This window comes from Glutamicibacter uratoxydans (assembly GCF_050753455.1).
Classification (GTDB): Bacteria; Actinomycetota; Actinomycetes; order Actinomycetales; family Micrococcaceae; genus Glutamicibacter; species Glutamicibacter uratoxydans_A.
Map to the genome: position 1 here is coordinate 3261365 of NZ_CP192736.1, position 17299 is coordinate 3278663.

At 58.7% G+C, this 17299-nt stretch carries 13 protein-coding genes; 4 read left to right on the forward strand and 9 right to left on the reverse strand.

Features of this window, described 5'->3' with window-relative positions; all coding sequences use genetic code 11:
* Positions 1–51: 51 nt before the first annotated feature.
* From ACQQZ8_RS14895 to ACQQZ8_RS14910, 4 genes are all read right to left on the reverse strand, one after another.
* Positions 52–1209 (reverse strand): glycerate kinase, encoded by a 1158-nt coding sequence (locus ACQQZ8_RS14895; protein WP_431710584.1) that lies wholly within the window; start codon positions 1207–1209, stop codon positions 52–54.
* A gap of 157 nt (positions 1210–1366) precedes the next feature.
* Positions 1367–3160: a glyoxylate carboligase gene (gene gcl, locus ACQQZ8_RS14900; protein ID WP_431710585.1), complete on the reverse strand. Its 1794-nt coding sequence runs from the start codon at positions 3158–3160 to the stop codon at positions 1367–1369.
* A gap of 320 nt (positions 3161–3480) precedes the next feature.
* Positions 3481–4365 (reverse strand): 2-hydroxy-3-oxopropionate reductase, encoded by an 885-nt coding sequence (locus tag ACQQZ8_RS14905; protein WP_431710586.1) that lies wholly within the window; start codon positions 4363–4365, stop codon positions 3481–3483.
* Positions 4366–4413: 48 nt separating this feature from the next.
* Positions 4414–5211, reverse strand: a complete 798-nt coding sequence (locus tag ACQQZ8_RS14910; protein WP_431710587.1) for a hydroxypyruvate isomerase family protein — start codon at positions 5209–5211, stop codon at positions 4414–4416.
* A 590-nt stretch (positions 5212–5801) separates the two neighbouring features.
* On the opposite strand from ACQQZ8_RS14910, the gene ACQQZ8_RS14915 reads away from it, so the two are divergent.
* The 4 genes from ACQQZ8_RS14915 to ACQQZ8_RS14930 all read left to right on the forward strand — a co-directional run bounded on the left by ACQQZ8_RS14915 (position 5802) and on the right by ACQQZ8_RS14930 (position 9663).
* Entirely contained in the window at positions 5802–6794 is a 993-nt protein-coding gene (locus ACQQZ8_RS14915; protein ID WP_431710588.1) for a siderophore ABC transporter substrate-binding protein, read from the forward strand.
* Positions 6795–6891: 97 nt separating this feature from the next.
* Positions 6892–7872 carry an ABC transporter permease gene (locus ACQQZ8_RS14920; protein WP_431710589.1) on the forward strand — a complete coding sequence of 327 codons (981 nt, stop codon included), beginning with the start codon at positions 6892–6894 and terminating at the stop codon, positions 7870–7872.
* A gap of 4 nt (positions 7873–7876) precedes the next feature.
* Complete coding sequence (locus ACQQZ8_RS14925) at positions 7877–8911, forward strand: iron chelate uptake ABC transporter family permease subunit (protein WP_431710590.1); 1035 nt, start codon at positions 7877–7879, stop codon at positions 8909–8911.
* The gene (locus ACQQZ8_RS14930) at positions 8908–9663 is read left to right on the forward strand and encodes an iron ABC transporter ATP-binding protein (protein ID WP_431710591.1); all 756 of its coding nucleotides are present in this window, start codon (positions 8908–8910) and stop codon (positions 9661–9663) included. Before ACQQZ8_RS14925 ends, ACQQZ8_RS14930 begins: the two co-directional genes overlap by 4 nt.
* Before the next feature lie 169 nt (positions 9664–9832).
* On the opposite strand, the gene ACQQZ8_RS14935 is transcribed toward ACQQZ8_RS14930, so the two are convergent.
* The 5 genes from ACQQZ8_RS14935 to ACQQZ8_RS14955 form a co-directional block, all read right to left on the reverse strand.
* On the reverse strand, positions 9833–10729 hold the full coding sequence (locus ACQQZ8_RS14935; protein WP_431710592.1) for a dihydrodipicolinate synthase family protein: 897 nt from the start codon (positions 10727–10729) through the stop codon (positions 9833–9835).
* A 65-nt stretch (positions 10730–10794) separates the two neighbouring features.
* The gene (locus ACQQZ8_RS14940) at positions 10795–12354 is read right to left on the reverse strand and encodes a nucleobase:cation symporter-2 family protein (RefSeq protein ID WP_431710593.1); all 1560 of its coding nucleotides are present in this window, start codon (positions 12352–12354) and stop codon (positions 10795–10797) included.
* A 111-nt stretch (positions 12355–12465) separates the two neighbouring features.
* The gene (gene xdhC, locus ACQQZ8_RS14945) at positions 12466–13272 is read right to left on the reverse strand and encodes a xanthine dehydrogenase accessory protein XdhC (protein WP_431710594.1); all 807 of its coding nucleotides are present in this window, start codon (positions 13270–13272) and stop codon (positions 12466–12468) included.
* Complete coding sequence (gene xdhB, locus ACQQZ8_RS14950) at positions 13269–15611, reverse strand: xanthine dehydrogenase molybdopterin binding subunit (RefSeq protein WP_431710595.1); 2343 nt, start codon at positions 15609–15611, stop codon at positions 13269–13271. Before xdhB ends, xdhC begins: the two co-directional genes overlap by 4 nt.
* The gene (locus ACQQZ8_RS14955; RefSeq protein ID WP_431710596.1) at positions 15608–17104 is read right to left on the reverse strand and encodes a xanthine dehydrogenase small subunit; all 1497 of its coding nucleotides are present in this window, start codon (positions 17102–17104) and stop codon (positions 15608–15610) included. Before ACQQZ8_RS14955 ends, xdhB begins: the two co-directional genes overlap by 4 nt.
* Positions 17105–17299: the final 195 nt, after the last annotated feature.

The window sequence follows — 17299 nt, forward strand, 5'->3', positions numbered from 1 at the left end:
CTTCTCTTGATTCCTTGGGTAGTACGTTGAGTAGATTCGGGTGAAACTGGTTCAGTGCGAACCGACGGATCCCGCCGCGTGCTCGGCATGCTCCGCGGTGATGATGGCACCCAGCCGCTCTGCGGCTTGGGTTACCAACTCCGCTGAACGAGTCATCGCCTCGGCGGGATCAGCTACCAGATCCACCAAGGCAACGGTGTGCCTGATTCCTGCGTTGCGCAATTGATCTTGGCCTAGAGTGGTGCGTCCGCAGATGGCGTACACTGGCACCCCCTGCGCGAAGGCCATTTCCGACACTCCGATGGGTGTCTTGCCTTCCAATGACTGAGTGTCCAGGCTACCTTCACCGGTGATGACGGCATCGGCACCCACGAGGGCCTCGGCTAGGCCGGTCAGCTCCAGAACCACGTCGATCCCGCGTCGGCGCTCGGCGGCGAGCAAAGCCATCGCGGCATATCCCATGCCGCCCGCAGCTCCAGCTCCAGGAATGTTTTGAAAACTGTTATCTAGCTGTTGTTCGAGCAGTTGAGCAAAGTGCCCAAGAGCCGCATCCAGTTGCTTCACCTGTTCGGGGTTGGCGCCCTTTTGCGGACCGAAAATCGCCGCCGCTCCGTTGGGCCCGGTCAGCGGGTTATCCACGTCTGCGGCAAGCACTATATTTACCTGCTTAAGTGCGGAGTTTAGGTTGCTCAGCTCGATCCGCGCCAGATCGGCGAGGGCAGCCCCGCCGCCGGGTAACTCATTTCCCTGCTGGTCTTGAAGACTGACACCCAAGGCTTGGAGCATGCCCGCACCGGCATCGGTGGTTGCCGAACCACCGACCCCTAACACGATCTGTCGAGCCCCCGCAGCCAGTGCGTGCGAAATCAGTTCACCGGTCCCGTAGCTTGTTGCGGTCAGTGGACTCTTGCGTCCCTGGGGCAAGACCTCTAGCCCGGAGGCAGCAGCCATTTCGATCACCGCACTGTCCTGGTGACGCGCATAGACTGCTACAACGGGCTGACCGGTGGGCCCGGTGACAGTCACCTGCTGTGCGGTGTACCCGGCAGCTAATGCCGCTTCTACGGTTCCTTCCCCACCGTCGGCCACTGGAACCGTCAAGGTGTGGACATCAGGCAAAACCTTCTGCAGCCCGAGAGTCATGGCATGGGCAACCTCGGCACCGGTCAGAGTGCCTTTGAACTTATCGGATGCCATCACAATTTTCATTTCGCTACCGTCTTCCCTTGGTGTGTTCTGCCGGAGATATCCCAACAAAGTTGCGGCTGGCGCAACGGCCGGATGGTGCTCCTAGTCACATTGCGCATGTGACTATTGTGCACACATCCGGCCCCACGTCATGTGGCTAGGTGAGTGTGACGACTGCCTAGCGGATGCTGAGTGCCTCAGCCCCCAGCGGCACCAATGCGGTCGGAGCGTCCGCAGCATTAAGTGCCAGATCTTCAAATTCATTCACGGCATCAAGTTGAGCGCCCATCGCGATGTTCGTGACCTTTTCCAAAATCACTTCGACAACTACCGGAACTTGGTGTTCCTCAGCCAACTGATTGGCTTCAGCAAAGCCGCGGGCCAGATCCGCCGGGTCCTCGATCCGCACGGCCTTGCAGCCGAGCCCTTCGGCTACCTTGACGTGGTCCACTCCGTAGCCCTTGGTTTCCGGGGAGTTGATGTTATCGAAGCCCAACGAGACGTGATAATCCATCTCAAATGGACGCTGCGACTGACGAATCAGGCCCAAGTAGGAGTTGTTGACCACCACGTGGATGTACGGCAGCTTGAACTGCGCACCCACTGCGAGCTCTTCGATCATGAACTGGAAGTCGTAGTCCCCAGACAGCGCCACAACTTTCGCGCCTGGTTTGCCACGCACCACGCCCAGTGCCGCTGGTCCGGTCCAGCCCAAGGGGCCAGCCTGCCCAGCGTTGATCCAATGACGTGGCTGGTACACGTGCAACATCTGAGCACCAGCTATTTGGCTCAACCCGATGGTGGAGACATACGTCGTATCCTGCCCGAAGGCGGCGTTCATTTCCTGATAGACGCGCTGCGGTTTGATCGGCACATTATCGAAGTTCGTCTTGCGATGCCCGGTGGACTTACGCGCAGTGGCCGAATCTGCCCAGGCCGAGTAGTCCGGCAAGGTACCAGCGGTCTTACGCTCACGCACCACCTCAAGAATTGCCTCAATGGCCTGCCCGGCATCCGAAACGATCCCCAAATCCGGGGTGAAGACCCGGCCGATCTGTGTTGGTTCAACATCCACGTGAATGAATTTACGGTTTCCGCGGTAGGTACCGAGTCCACCGGTATGCCGGTTGGCCCAACGGTTACCCAGTCCAAGAACCACATCGGATTCCAAGAACGTCGCGTTGCCATATTTGGTGTGAGTTTGAATGCCCACCATGCCCGACTGTAAACGGTGATCATCGGGAATCACACCCCAGCCCATCAGGGTTGGGGAGACCGGGATGTTCAACTCTTCGGCCAGTTCCACCAGCTTCTCACTGGCGTTGGCGTTGATAACACCACCGCCGGCAATGATGATTGGTTTAGAACCGGAAGTGATCAGATCAACGACTTTTTCTGCCTGTACTCGACTGGCTCGTGGATTCAGCACCGGCAGTGGCTCATAGGCATCGATATCGAATTCAATTTCCGCCAACTGAACGTTAATCGGCAGGTCGATCAATGCCGGTCCGGGCCGACCAGATCGCATGATTTGGAAAGCTTTGGCAAAGGTGCCAGGCACTAGCCCGGGTTCAAGCACCGTCGAGGCGTATTTGGTTACCGGCTTGGCAATGGACTCAATGTCTACCGCTTGGAAATCTTCCTTATGCAGCACATTGGTGGGAGCTTGCCCGGTGATGCATAGCATTGGGATGGAATCGGCAATGGCCGCGTATAGCCCAGTGATCATGTCGGTTCCAGCCGGGCCCGAGGTCCCTAGGCACAGCCCGATCTTACCGGTAGCACGTGAGTAGCCATCCGCGGCGTGCGATGCGCCTTCGACGTGACGGTGCAGCGTGTGCCGGATCCCGCCATGTGTTTTCATTGCCGAGTACAGCGGATTAATGGCAGCTCCGGGCAGACCGAACGCCTCGGTAGCGCCCTCCTTCTCCAGGATCAGAACGATGGCATCAACAGCGCGCATCTTTGGCATGGGAATCACACATCCTCTTATGGGGTGTTGGGCCGAACATCGGCCGGATATAAAGCTGAATTTGAGTTAGGACCTGCGGTGGAACCGTGTTCTGGAGGTACGGAGCAATCACGTAGACCCGTGACTTTCCTGGCTCATCACACCTCAACCGACCGTTACCATGAGCACGTGGGACCTTTGACTGCTGGCGCTTGGCCCAACGAGTGAATCAGGGAATCACTGTTCTCGTTTGCCGCCGGCCCCCTGGCACGGTTCGACGTTTTGGTCACGGGCCACTGCGTACTTTCAGATACGGCCCACCGCAGGAGTTTGTGGGGGCGCTACTCGCTCTTACCGCTCAGGCGCTGTACGCCGCGGAAGAGACCGGAGTGGTCTAATGCCCCGTCACCGCTGGCTACGGTGGAGCCAACGAGTTGGGCGACCAAGGAGCCAAGCGGGAGGATCACGCCGGCTTCGCGGGCCGCTGAGGTAACGATGCCCATGTCCTTGTTGTGCAGGGCGAGGCGGAAGCCTGGACCGAATTCGCGGTCGAGGATCTTTTGTCCCTTTTGATCCAACACCTTGGAGCCGGCTAGCCCGCCGCTGAGAACCTGCAGCGCGGAATCGGTGTCCACACCATAGGCTTCAAGGAACACCACGGCTTCGGAGAGCGCCTGGATGTTGGAAGCCACAATTAGCTGGTTGGCGGCCTTAACGGTCTGTCCGGAACCGGCCGGACCCACCAAAACGATGGTCTTACCGACGGCTTCTAGGACGGGTTTCGCCGCGGCGAAGTCTGCCGCTTCACCGCCGACCATGATCGACAGCACCCCGTCGATCGCACCCTGTTCACCACCGGAGACCGGCGCGTCGAGGGGACGCAGCCCTGCCTGGCGGGCGACTTCGGCCAGACGGACCGAAACATCCGGACGGATGGAGGAGTTATCGATCCAAATCGCGCCCGATTTGGCGTTGGCGAAAACGCCTTCCTCGCCACTAACAACGGCCTCAACATCTGGCGAATCCGGGACCATGGTGATAATGACATCCGCGCCCTTGACTGCCTCGGCCACGGTCTTGGCCGCGTGTCCGCCGGACGCTTCTAGCGCTGCACCCTTTTCCGGGCTGCGGTTATATCCGGTGACATTGAAACCGGCGTTGACGAGATTCTTGGCCATGGGAAGACCCATGATGCCCAAACCGATGAATGCGACGTTCTGCGACATGGTGGTTACTCCAGTTTGTTTAGTGGCCCGAGCCGGGCGGGAAATGACTTATGCGTGGGCGGCCGTGGCATTTAGCCACTGGAAGGCGGTGGCGGCTTCCTGCTTGTATTCCAGAGCCACCTTTCCGGTGTAGCCCAGCTCGCGGGAGCGTTCGATCCATGCGAGCAGAGGTAGCCGACCGGTGCCCGGTGCACCGCGACCCGGAGCATCGGCAATTTGAATGTGCCCGAAGTCTTTAGCATGGGATTCGATGACGGCGGGAACATCATCCCCGTTGACGAACAAGTGGTAGAAGTCAGCCAGCAGGGCGATATTGTTCTGACCTGCGGCCTTGACCTTGGCAACCACGTCCAAGGCATCGTCCGCGGTCTTCAGCGGATAAGCTTCGGTACCCGATACCGGTTCGATGAGCACCGTGCCATCGATACGGGCTACCGCTTCGGTGGCGGCAACCAAGTTCTTCAACGCCAGTTCGTCTTGCTCGGCGGCGGTGTACTCGGCCATGCGGTTGCCATAGAGAGCATTAAAGGACTTGCAGCCGGTAGCTTCACCGATCGCGGCAACCACCTGGGCGTTGTCCTTGAACTCCGAGCAGCGTCCTTTCCATGACACCAACCCGCGGTCCCCTTCGGGCATGTTTCCGGCGAAGAAGTTCAGCCCATCAAGCTGCACTCCGGCATCGCGCAGCGAGTTGACGAACTGATCTACCTGCTTATCACCCGGAACAGCCTCAGCGAAAGGCCACCAGAATTCCACGCTGTCAAAGCCTGCGGCCTTAGCGGCTGCGGCGCGTTCCAGCAGTGGCAGTTCGGTCAAGAGAATCGAGCAGTTCAGGGTGTAAGTCATTTTTGGTCACCTTCACAAGCTTTTTTATATTCCATATTGTGGAATTTGGGTTTTGCTTTATGAAAACTCTAAGAGGAGACGTGGATCACTGTCAAGGCTTCAGCGGCCAGCACCCCACAACCCTGAGCCCGACACTACGAGATTGGCGCCCGAGGCCGAGGTGAAGGTCGGCAAGAAGCGGGGCATAAGTTGGCAACACTAAAGCCATAGAGATGCCTCGACGAATTCCGCCACAGGAAAATAGGGCCCCTCATCGGGGCGCACCCTAAGTTCGGGCTATTGCTCGGTCGCACAACCTACCCCGCTACTTCCAGGGCCGTAACCGCACGACGACCGTTCACACCAGTACGCCCGCGACCCCAGTCCCCGCGCGAGATAATTTAGTTAACAATTACGTCGCGAATTAGCCCAGCCATACCTGCCCTCAGCGCAGAACGCCCAAGAAAACACAGTTCTTCACGAAAATCTAAGGCCGGGGTGACTTGAATTACACAAATCTGACAATGCCTTTCGGACGCAGCTTAGGTTAGGCTAAGACTAGATCAAACTGGCTGGCGGCTATGAAAGCTGCCCAGAACGATAAGGAAATCATGGCTTCCATGAAATTGCGCGCCGCTGCGCTGCTGAGCATCGCCGCTCTGTCCCTGACCGCCTGTGGTTCGAACGCTAGCGGAACTTCCGAGTCTTCAGCCCCTGCTGCCGAAGCAACCACCGTCACCGTGACCGACAGTGTCGGCGAAGTTACCGTTCCAACCGACCCCAAGTCCGTGGTCGCCACCGATAACAACAGTTTCGAAACCTTGGATTCCTGGGGCGTTGAGCTGACCGCTGGCGCGGTTTCGCTGATGCCAAGCACCGTGAGCTACAAGGACAATGCGGACATTATCGACCTGGGTAGCCACCGCGAGCCAAACCTGGAAGCCGTTGTTGCTGCAGAACCAGATCTGATCATCACTGGTAGCCGTTACACCCAGTACAGCGAAGACTTCAAGAAGCTCGCACCGGAAGCAGCAGTTGTTCAGGTTGACCGGGATGCCGAGAAGCCACTGGATGAAGAGCTCAAGCGCACCACCACCGTTCTGGGTGAGGTCTTCGGCAAGCAGGACGAAGCCACCAAGCTGAACGAAGAGCTGGATGGCGCCATCGGGCGCGCCAAGGCCGCCTACAACTCGGACCAGAAGGTCATGGCCGTGATCACCTCCGGTGGCGAAATCAACTACGCCGCACCAGGTGCCGGCCGTACCCTAGGCCCACTGTTCGGCCTGCTGGGCTTGACCCCTGCCCTTGAGGTCGACGGTGCTTCGACCGATCACCAGGGTGATGACATTTCGGTTGAAGCTATCGCCGATTCCAACCCAGACTGGATCCTGGTCATGGACCGTGACGCAGCAGTAGCCGCTTCGGCCGAAGATGGCTACAAGCCAGCTAACGAACTGCTGGCCAACTCGGCAGCTCTGCAGAACGTCAACGCAGTGAAGGAAGGCAACATCATCTACATGCCAGCCGACACCTACACCAACGAAGGCATCCAGACCTACACCGAGTTCCTCAACTCCATCGCTGACGCTTTCGAAGCCAAGTAGGCCTCGAGTTTCAGTACCGCGTGCAGTGGTAGAACCAAGGGTATTTGGTTTTACCACTGTTCGTGCGTTTAGCACCGATTGAAATTGTGACCACACCATGCACACCGTAGTGACCAAAGCCGCCAGCAAAGGTAAGCTCTTCGACCCCAAGCTTCTCATTGGGTTCCTCGTTGTGGCGATCTTGCTAGTGGTTTCTCTTTTTACCGGGGTTTACGACATCTTCGGCGCCGAGGACGGCGGCGAGATGTTCGCAATCACCCGCATCCCTCGAACCATCGCACTAGTTCTGGCCGGAGCAGCCATGAGTATGTGTGGTCTGGTCATGCAGCTGTTGACGCAGAACCGGTTCGTAGAACCAACCACCACCGGCACCACCGAATGGGCTGGCTTGGGCTTGCTGACGGTGATGATCCTGGCTCCACAGGCCGGGTTGCTTACCAAGATGACGGTGGCGGTGGTCTTTGCCTTCATCGGCACCATGATCTTCTTCCTCTTCCTGCAGCGAGTCTCGCTAAAGGCCTCGCTGACCGTTCCGATTGTCGGCATCATGCTCGGCGCGGTGGTTGGCGCGGTGTCCACTTTCCTAGCCCTGCAGACCGACATGCTGCAATCATTGGGTATCTGGTTTGCCGGATCCTTCACCTCGGTACTGCGCGGCCAGTACGAAATTCTGTGGGTGGTCGCCCTGGTGGGTATCGCAATCTTCATCGTCGCGGACCGTTTCACCGTGGCCGGGCTGGGCGAAGAAATTGCTACCAACGTCGGTTTGAACTACCGCCAGGTCATGCTGCTGGGAACCGGGTTGATCGCCATCGCCACCGGTGTAGTCACCGTGGTAGTTGGCAACCTACCCTTCCTCGGGTTGATCGTGCCAAATATTGTCTCCATGTTCCGCGGCGATGACCTACGCAGCAACCTGCCGTGGGTGGTGCTGCTCGGAGTGGGCGTAGTGACCGTCTGCGACCTGATCGGACGCACCATCATCATGCCGTTCGAAATCCCCGTTTCTCTGGTGCTAGGCATTCTGGGCGCGGCGATCTTTATTCTCCTGCTCCTAAGGCAGCGTAAGATTGGCTGAGCTCATGACGAAGAACAACATTGCCCTTCCCGCGCCATCGCGTCGTTCTGGCGCTTTGCCGAATAAGAAGGTTGCCGTCCGCTACTGGGTGACACTCGGTGCGTTGATTATTGCCTCATTGGGCTTCGCCTACGGTTTCCTGGCACTGGATAACCCCATGCCGCCGGGTTCCGATGGCTTCTGGCGCATTGCCGAACTTCGCGGCACCGCGGTGCTCACCATGGCCATTGTGGCGGTCGCCCAGACGGTGGCAACCGTATCGTTCCAGACGGTGACCAATAACCGAATCATCACGCCGTCGATTATGGGGTTTGATTCGCTCTTCGTTGCGGTACAGACCGCTTCGGTATTCCTCTTGGGTGCCGGCGGCGTAGTGGCGATGCAGGGTGTACCGCAGTTTATTTTCCAGGTCATCATTATGGTGGCGCTGTCGGTGGCTCTCTATGGTTGGCTACTGTCGGGCAAATTGGGCAATATTCAAATCATGCTGCTGGTGGGCATCATCATCGGTGCCGGACTAGGTTCGGTCTCCTCTTTCATGCAGCGCATGCTCACCCCCAGTGAGTTCGATATTCTCACCGCACGGCTTTTCGGTTCGGTCTCGAATGCCGATGCCAGCTACTTCCCGATTGCCATCCCGCTGGTGATTGTCGCCTCGGCATTCCTGATTGGGTCGTCCAAACGATTGAACGTGGTGGCTTTGGGCCGCGACACCACCATGAACCTGGGGATCAATCACCGCCGCGAGGTGATGAAGACACTGTTCTTCGTCTCGATCCTGATCGCCGTGTCCACCGCATTGATCGGCCCACTGACATTCTTCGGGTTCCTGGCTGCGATGCTCTCCTACCAGCTGGCCGACACCTATGATCACCGCTACGTGTTCCCAATGTCGATCCTGACCGGGTTCGTGGTGCTCAGCGGCGCCTACTTCATCATGAAGCACGTCTTCTACGCCCAGGGCGTGGTGGGCATCATTATCGAACTTGTCGGCGGTACCGCCTTCCTCATCTTCGTTCTCAGAAAGGGTCGACTGTGATTACGCTCAAGGACGTACGCAAGAAATACTCCTCCGAGGTCCTGATCGGCCCGGTGACCCTGCAAATCCCAGCCGGTGGTATCACCGCCCTTGTGGGCCCCAACGGTGCAGGCAAGTCCACCATGCTCACCATGGTGGGGCGCCTACTCGGTCTGGACGAAGGAAGCATTGAAGTGGCCGGCTACGATGTTGCCTCCACTGCGTCGAAGGACTTGGCCAAGATCGTCTCGATCCTGCGTCAGGAGAACCACTTCGTCACCCGCCTGACCGTGCGTCAGCTGGTGGGCTTTGGTCGGTTCCCTTACTCTAAGGGCCGTTTGACCGCGGAAGATGAACGCATCATCTCCCAGTCGATCGATTTCTTGGACCTGAACGGACTAGAACACCGGTACCTTGATCAGCTTTCCGGCGGTCAGCGCCAGCGCGCCTACGTGGCCATGGTGCTGGCTCAGGACACCGAATATGTGCTGTTGGATGAACCCCTGAACAACCTGGACATGAAGCACTCGGTACAGATGATGAAGCATCTGTCCCAGGCGGCTCGTGAACTGGGGCGCACCATCGTGGTGGTACTGCATGATATTAACTTTGCCGGACACTACGCGGACTACATCTGCGCCATGAAGCAGGGCAAGGTCGTCGAGTTTGGTACCCCCGAACATATCTTGCGTGATGAGGTGCTCAGCGCGGTCTTCGACACCCCGGTGCGCGTCATCGACGGCCCTAACGGACCGTTGGCAGTCTATTACTGAGAATTTCTCGCGCGGCCCCACCTTTGCAGGTAAGGAATGACTACCTGCACCGGTGGGGCTTCGGCGTTAACCTTGCCGGTCATCCCAAGGCTCGCCCAGGGAAACTGACCCGCCCTGACGCGGCTTGAGCGAGAATTCCGCACCCCTGATCCGATGGTTCCAGCTGTGCTCAGCTAGCTTCGTCAAACAGGCCGGCCCGTTCCATGGCAGAACGTAATACCGTACGTGTTGCTTCATCCACCCCCTGCAATGGCAGCGGAAGAGTGTCCTGAGATATCAACCGGAGTTCCTCGGCGAGCGCGCTAACCACGCGTAAACTGCCGTGACTACGGAATAGTTCCCACACCTCATCGAGTCGCGCCGAAGCATGTTGCGCTGCGCTGTTCTCGTTGCTCAGTGCTCGTTGCGTCAGCTCTAATGCCCAGGCCGGAAGCACACCAGCAATCGCCGAATACCAGACATCGCAGCCGGCGCTGAGCGCTTCGGCTGCCATCCAGTCACCGCTGATACCGATACTGTGTTCTACCGGCAATAGGGCGCGGAGATCCGTGATGCGTTCTACCGCGGTGCCCCGAGCTGGCGGTGGGATCTTCACCCCGGTGACATGATCGAGGTGCGCGATCCGTGCGTGCAGTTCATCGGAGAAAGTGAATCCGGTGGTTCCCGGGTTGTCGTAGACAATGACCGGTACCGAACTCTGCTCGGCCACGTGTCGGTAGAGTTCAAAAACTTCCTGTTCGGTCAGTCGCTGATAAGACATCGGGGCCAGCAGCAGTGCCTTGGCCCCGACCTCCTGAGCGTCTTCGACAGCGAGCAGTACATCCCGAACCCGTAACGCACCTACACCGGCCAAAACGGGGGTAGTGCCCGCGGCCTGGACACTGATCTGCAGAACCTGACGCCGTTCGGCACGACTCAGGTACGCATAGTTGCCAGTGGAACCTAACGCACCGATGGACTGCACACCCGCATGGCAGGCACGAGCGACCAGTTGCTCCACCGCGTCCAAGTCAATGCTTTCGCCGACCAGCGGCGTTAGGGGGAAGGCACACAGTCCCTTGAACATCTGCTCTGCTCCTTTGCACGCGTGCCGAGATCTGTCCACCACGCTACCTCAACGACCGCGGGTCTCTAGCTACGTTGCTCCCCTTCCCGGTATGGAGGCAGGTCGGCAAGGTCAATCTGTCCGGTCTGGATTTGTTCGAACTCTTCCTCACTGACCACCGGGACTTCCTGGCCCTCACCATCGATGAGTTTGCCGTCCTGATAGCGATCACCCTCGAGTACACCGCAAATCTGCTCACGCTTCACGATTCGGGGCGGGGCTGCAGCGAAGACCGAAGCATTCTTGCCCGGGCTGCCGAACTTTATTTCGTTGAACAGAATATTCAAGAGCACGGCCATCAGTGCGCCCGATGAAATTCCGGAAGAGAAGATGGTGGCGAACCAGTTTGGGAAGTTGTTGTAGATCCCTTCACTGACGATCGGTAAACATCCAAAGGCAAGGGAAGCGGCCACGATCACCAGATTCATGCCATCGTATTTCACACCGGCTAGGGTGCGGATACCGGAGGCCGCCACCGTCCCGAAAAGCACGATCCCGGCACCACCGAGAACCGGGGCGGGCACCGCAGCAACTACACGGCCCAGGACCGGCAGGAGTCCCAACACCACCAGAATCCCGCCACCAGCGGCAACCACAAACCGGCTGGTAATACCGGTAATCGCCACCAACCCAACGTTCTGGGCGAAGGCCGTTTGGGTGAAGGTATTGAATACCGGGGCCAATACGGAGGAGGCCATATCCGCCCGTAAACCATCGGCGATGCGTTTGGAGTCGACTTTGGTCTTGGCGATCTGACCGACTGCAAGAATATCTGCCGTGGTTTCGGTCAGCGTCACTAACACCACGATCGTCATCGAGATAATGCCACCGATTTCAAATACTGGCCAGCCAAACGCAAACGGGGTGGGGATCGCGAAGAACGATCCGTCGAAGACCGTGGAGAAGTCGGCCATACCGGTCAGCGCGGCAAACACGGTCCCAGCAACAATCGCTAAGAGAATCGACAGCCGGGACAGCGCCGGGTTACCTACTTTGGAGAGCAAGAGGACGATCGCTAAGGTCGCTGCGGCTAGCCCAATATTCTGCAACGATCCGTAGTCCTCCGCAGCAGCGTCCCCGCCCATCGCCCAGTTCGCGGCTACCGGAGTCAGCGATAGCCCAATCATGGTGATCACCACCCCGGTCACTACCGAAGGAAAGAATCTGATGATTCGAGCGAAGAAGGGCGCAATGAGAAATCCAATCAGCGAAGCGACCAGCACCGCGCCGAAAACCGCAGGCATACCACCGCCGCCATTGACGATCGCCACGAGCGTGGCCACCGAGGCAAAGGAAACACCTTGAACCAATGGAAGCTGTGCACCAAAGAACGGGATACCAATGGTTTGCAAGATGGTGGCCAGTCCACCAATGAATAGGCAACTGGCCACGAGCATCCCCTGATCGGCGGGGCTTAGCCCGGCGGCGCCTCCCACGATCAGGGGTGGGGCAATAATTCCTCCATACATCGTCAGCACATGTTGTAATCCATAGGCCAAAGATCGACCCAGCGGTAATTTCTCGTCTTCCGGCCGGCCTTTAAAAGCAGGTGTTGTATTCGCACTCACGGATGACCTCCTTGTCATTTTGGGTGCACGAATTCCTCCGGTTGGGTTCAGACGAACCCTCTGGTGGTTTTCGACGGTGATTGATTGGGTACTGGTACTGTGCTCCGCTGCAGGTTCAGCGAAGCGTGCTTAGCGCTGCGGAACTGTCACCCGAGCCATTTTCTTGAACAGCTCGGCAGCCACACTTAGCGCGATTACGGCTGGTTCCTTGCCGATGATGTCAGGATCACCGATGGGGCAATCGATGCGTTCGATCGCTTCCGGTTCGTGGCCCGAGGCCGCCAAGTTCTTGCGAAACCTCTGCCATTTGGCGTTGGAACCAATCAGACCGACCGAACCGAGGTTGGGGTGGCGCAGCGCGGCATCACACAGGTGAAAGTCTTCGGCGTGATCATGGGTCATGATTAGCACGTGTGTGTCAGCCGGTAACCGGCTGAGTACCTCCTCACCGACTATGGCCTGGCGGGTGTGGATTTGCGCCACCGCCGGCTGGAGCAGCTGGGCTGCACTGAGTTGCTCTTCTCGCGAATCACTGAGGTATAGCTCCAGATCGTGGCGAGACAGGATTCTGGCTAATTCCATCCCCACATGCCCGACCCCAAAAATGGCGACCGTTGGGGCCACGGGCAATGGTTCACACAGGATCGTCACTTCTCCCCCACAACATTGCCGACCATATTCTGCCGGGGCTTTCTCATTGAGCCGCAACTGCAGGCTCTGCGGCTCAGCGGCGGCCGAGATGAGCATTTCCCGTGCCCGATTGATCGCGGTCATTTCTAGGTTGCCGCCACCGATGGTTTCAAAGACCTCGTTGGGGCTGACCACCATTTTGGTTCCGGCCCGGCGCGGGGCGTGACCGCGTACTTCCGTCACGGTGATCAGAACGGCGGGGATGCGTTGCATCCTGAGCCATTGCACCGTATCGATCCACGTCATAGCCGTCCACCCCCGGCACGCGCTTGCTCGATTGCCCAGTAAACCGCTTCGGGTGTTGCCGGGGAGTTCAACTCCACGCTCGTACCATGGGCGCCAAAGGCGGCCACCGCCTGACGTAGGGCCTCACGTACCGAGAACGCGAGCATCAACGGCGGCTCACCCACCGCTTTCGAACCATAGACGGCGCCCTCCTCGTGGGCCTTATCCAACAGGGTGACGTTGAACTGTTCTGGCATCTCGGAGAAGCTGGGGATCTTATAGGTACTCGCCGCTTGGGTGAGCACCCTTCCCCTCGTGGGTTTGTCACTGGTGTCCCAGCGCAGGTCTTCCAAGGTCATCCAGCCAGCGCCTTGCACGAACCCGCCCTCGATCTGTCCCACATCGATCAGTGGGGAGAGTGAATCTCCCACATCGTGGACGATATCCACCCGGCGTAACGTATAGGAGCCGTCGAACCGACTGACTTCCACTTCACTGGCAGCGACTCCATAAGCAAAATATTTGAAAGGGGAACCGGTCATGCGCGACAGGTCCCAGTGCAAACCCTCGGTGCGATAGAATCCCGCCGCTGAGAGTTGCACTCGTTGAAAATAGGCGGCGTTGACCAGCTCAGACCAACCAATCTGCTGCCGGCCACTCAGGTCACTGACCACCCCGCGGCTGAACCGCACCTCATGAGCGGGCACTGCCAATTTACCCGCGGCGACTTGTGCCAAGCGGGCCCGGATTTGTTCGCAGGCATCCTTCACCGCCCCACCGTTGAGGTCGCTACCGGAGCTGGCTGCGGTAGCCGAAGTGTTCGGCACCTTATCGGTACGGGTCGGGGCGATCCGCACGGTGCTCATCTCCACGCCCAGCGTGGTTGCCGCGACTTGCAACATCTTGGTGTGCAGCCCCTGCCCCATCTCGGTGCCACCGTGGTTGACCAGCACCGAACCATCCTTGTAGACCATGACCAAGGCCCCACCCTGGTTAAACGCGGTGAGGTTAAAGGAGATCCCGAATTTTACTGGAGTGAGCGCCAACGCCCGCTTGCAATAGTCCTGTGCGGCATTGAACTCCTCGATTTGTGCTTCGCGGTGTGGAACGTCCGCTTGGTCCAGTACCTGCTGCCACGCTGCCGCCAAACGGTCAGCATGTCGCACCGGCTGGTAATACGGGGTGTCTTGCCCCCGAGTGTAAAAGTTACGGCGGCGCAGCTCGCGCGCGCTGATTCCCAGTTTCGGTGCCACCCGGCCGAGAATGTCCTCCATCACCAGCATCCCCTGTGGTCCGCCGAATCCACGGAATGCGGTCTGAGAGGTCTTATGGCATTTGGCGACCCGCCCCTGCACTTTAATATTGGGGATCCAGTATCCGTTATCGATGTGGCACAGCGCCCGGGTTAAGACTGGTTCGGACAGGTCTAAACTCCACCCGCCATCTGCGGTCAGGGTCGCCTCCAACGCCAGGATCCTGCCGTGCTCATCAAACCCAATTTGCCACTTGGCGTGGAATCCATGGCGTTTACCGGTCATGGTCATATCTAGGGTTCGATCAAGTCGCACTCTTACCGGTCGACCGGTGAGTAACGCACCCAGTCCGGCCACAGCCGCATAACCATGAGATTGCATTTCTTTTCCGCCAAAGGCTCCGCCCATGCGCAGTACTTGGACGGTAATTTGATGGGCAGGAATCCCTAAAACCTGGGCAACAATATCTTGGGTCTCGGTGGGATGTTGGGTCGAGGAGTGGATCAGCAGCTGACCGCTTTCATCCAGCATCGCCAGCGAATTCTGAGTTTCTAGATAGAAGTGTTCTTGTCCAGAGAATTCGAATTCCCCGGTAAAGACCTGTGTGGCATCGGCAAAGGCGCTAGCGCAATCTCCCTTGTCGATTACTGGCTGAATGCCGTGAAAACTTTCTGCGGCGATAGCTTCGGTCAAGGTAATCAGCGAGTCGAGCGGCTCATAATCCACCTCGATCGCCGCGGCACCAGCTTTGGCTGCTTCGAGGCTCTCGCCAAGTACCCAGGCCACCGGCTGCCCATAGAACATGACTTCGTCCTCGGGCAGCATCGGTTCGTCGTGTTTGGCCCCCTGATCATTAATGCCGGGAATGTCGGTAGCTGTCAGCACCTTGACTACCCCGGGCATTCGGTATGCGGCCGAGGTCTGCATCCGCATGATGCGTGCGTGGGCGTGGGTTGCTTGTAATGGGTAGGCGTGCAGCACTCCACGCATCTGTAAGTACAGGTCGTCGGTATACCGGGCGCTACCGGTCACATGGGCCACGGCAGATTCATGCGGTTGTGGTTTTCCCACCACAGCGTGGGCCGGGCGTTGGGACAGCGTACTCATTTGGTCTCCGCCTTCATCCATTCTGGGGGTGTTAATTGCTCGGCGTAGAAACGCTCTAATGAGGAGGCGAGCATGGCCTGACGGTAGCGCGCACTAGCCCGGTGATCATCCATCGGTGTTCCCTCATCGGCCATCACCGCGGCGGCGTCACGGACTGTTGAAAGATTCCATTCCTTACCGGCCAGCGCCGCCTCGGTAGCCAACGCGCGAATCGGGGTGGCGGCGACCCCGCCTAGTCCGATTCGAGCTTGGGTGATGTGCCCGTCGTGAACAGTGACCGCATAGCCAATGGCCACGCTAGAGATGTCATCGAAGCGTCGTTTGGCAATTTTTTGGAAAGAAGTCAGTTTCGCCAGCGGGAGTGGAATGCGAATCGCAGCGATGAGTTCATCGGGTTGCCTGACGGTTTGCCGGTACCCGGTGAAGTACTCGGATAGCCGAACATAGCGAGACCCCGAGTTTGAGGCGAGTAGCAGTTCGGCGTCCAAGGCCAAAAGCGCTGGAGGGGTATCTCCAATGGGGGAGCCGGTGCCAAGGTTGCCACCGATGGTGGCACTATTGCGAATGAGCCGTGAGGCAAATTGGCCAAAGAGTTTGCCCAGCAAAGGTATCCGTCCAGCAAGATTCCGTTCAAGTTCGCTCAACGTGCACGCCGCACCGATCTCAATGTGAGTGTCTGTGTTGTGCAGCTGCCGCAGTTCGCTCAACCGGTCGATCGCTAGCACCGATTTAGCCCGCGCGCCCTTGAGGTTGACATCCACTCCCCAGTCGGTGCTCCCGGAAAGCAGCACCACCTCGGGTTCTGTCTCCAAAATACGCAAAGCCTCGCTCAGGTTCGCCGGCCTCCGGTACCGACCGATCTCTCCATTAGGAGTATCGGGCCGGGTAATGTCGGTAGCCACCGCCTGCGGTGCGGGTTGCTCGCGGCGCGCGGCCAGCGGATCTTCGGTCGCAGGGTCGCCCAGGGCAAAAGCAGCATCACGGATCGGCCGGTAGCCGGTGCAGCGACACAGGTTCCCGGACAACGAATGTAAGTCGAAACCGTTGGGACCGCACTGGTGATCGGCTTCTGCTTTGCCAGCGCTTGGGGCAGTGCGTTCGGGTCGATAGTATTCGGCGGCCATACTGCAGATGAACCCGGGCGTGCAGTAGCCACATTGCGATCCCCCACCTGCAGCCATTTGTTCTTGGACCGCGTGCAGTTCAGCATCGTGCCCCAACCCTTCGGCAGTGATAACTTCTTGACCGTCGAGCGCAGCAGCGGGTAGCAGACAAGAGTTCAGCGCGGTCCAGCGTGTACCGTTGGCATCTTCACGCGCCACTAAGATCGAGCAAGCGCCACATTCCCCCTCAGCGCAGCCTTCCTTGCTTGCGGTTAGTCCGGAACTGCGCAAAAAGTCCAGGGCGTTGGTGTGGGGCGGGCCGGTAAATTCACGTTGCGTGCCATTAACACTGATAAGGCAGCGGGGTTCCGGGGTATTGGTGGCTTCCATGCCGGGGGCCTCCTACTTCCCTGTCACCAGGGAAGCCAGATGAGAAATGAACGGTCGACGGCGGCACACCGAAAGAAGGCGGCCGAGCATGCTGCAGAAGAAGACCAGCAACCGCTGGCCAGCGCACTGCGCGGGCCAGCCTAAGCTCCGTGGGCGATCTGCCCCTTGGCCCATGCAACCGAACCACCCACGAGA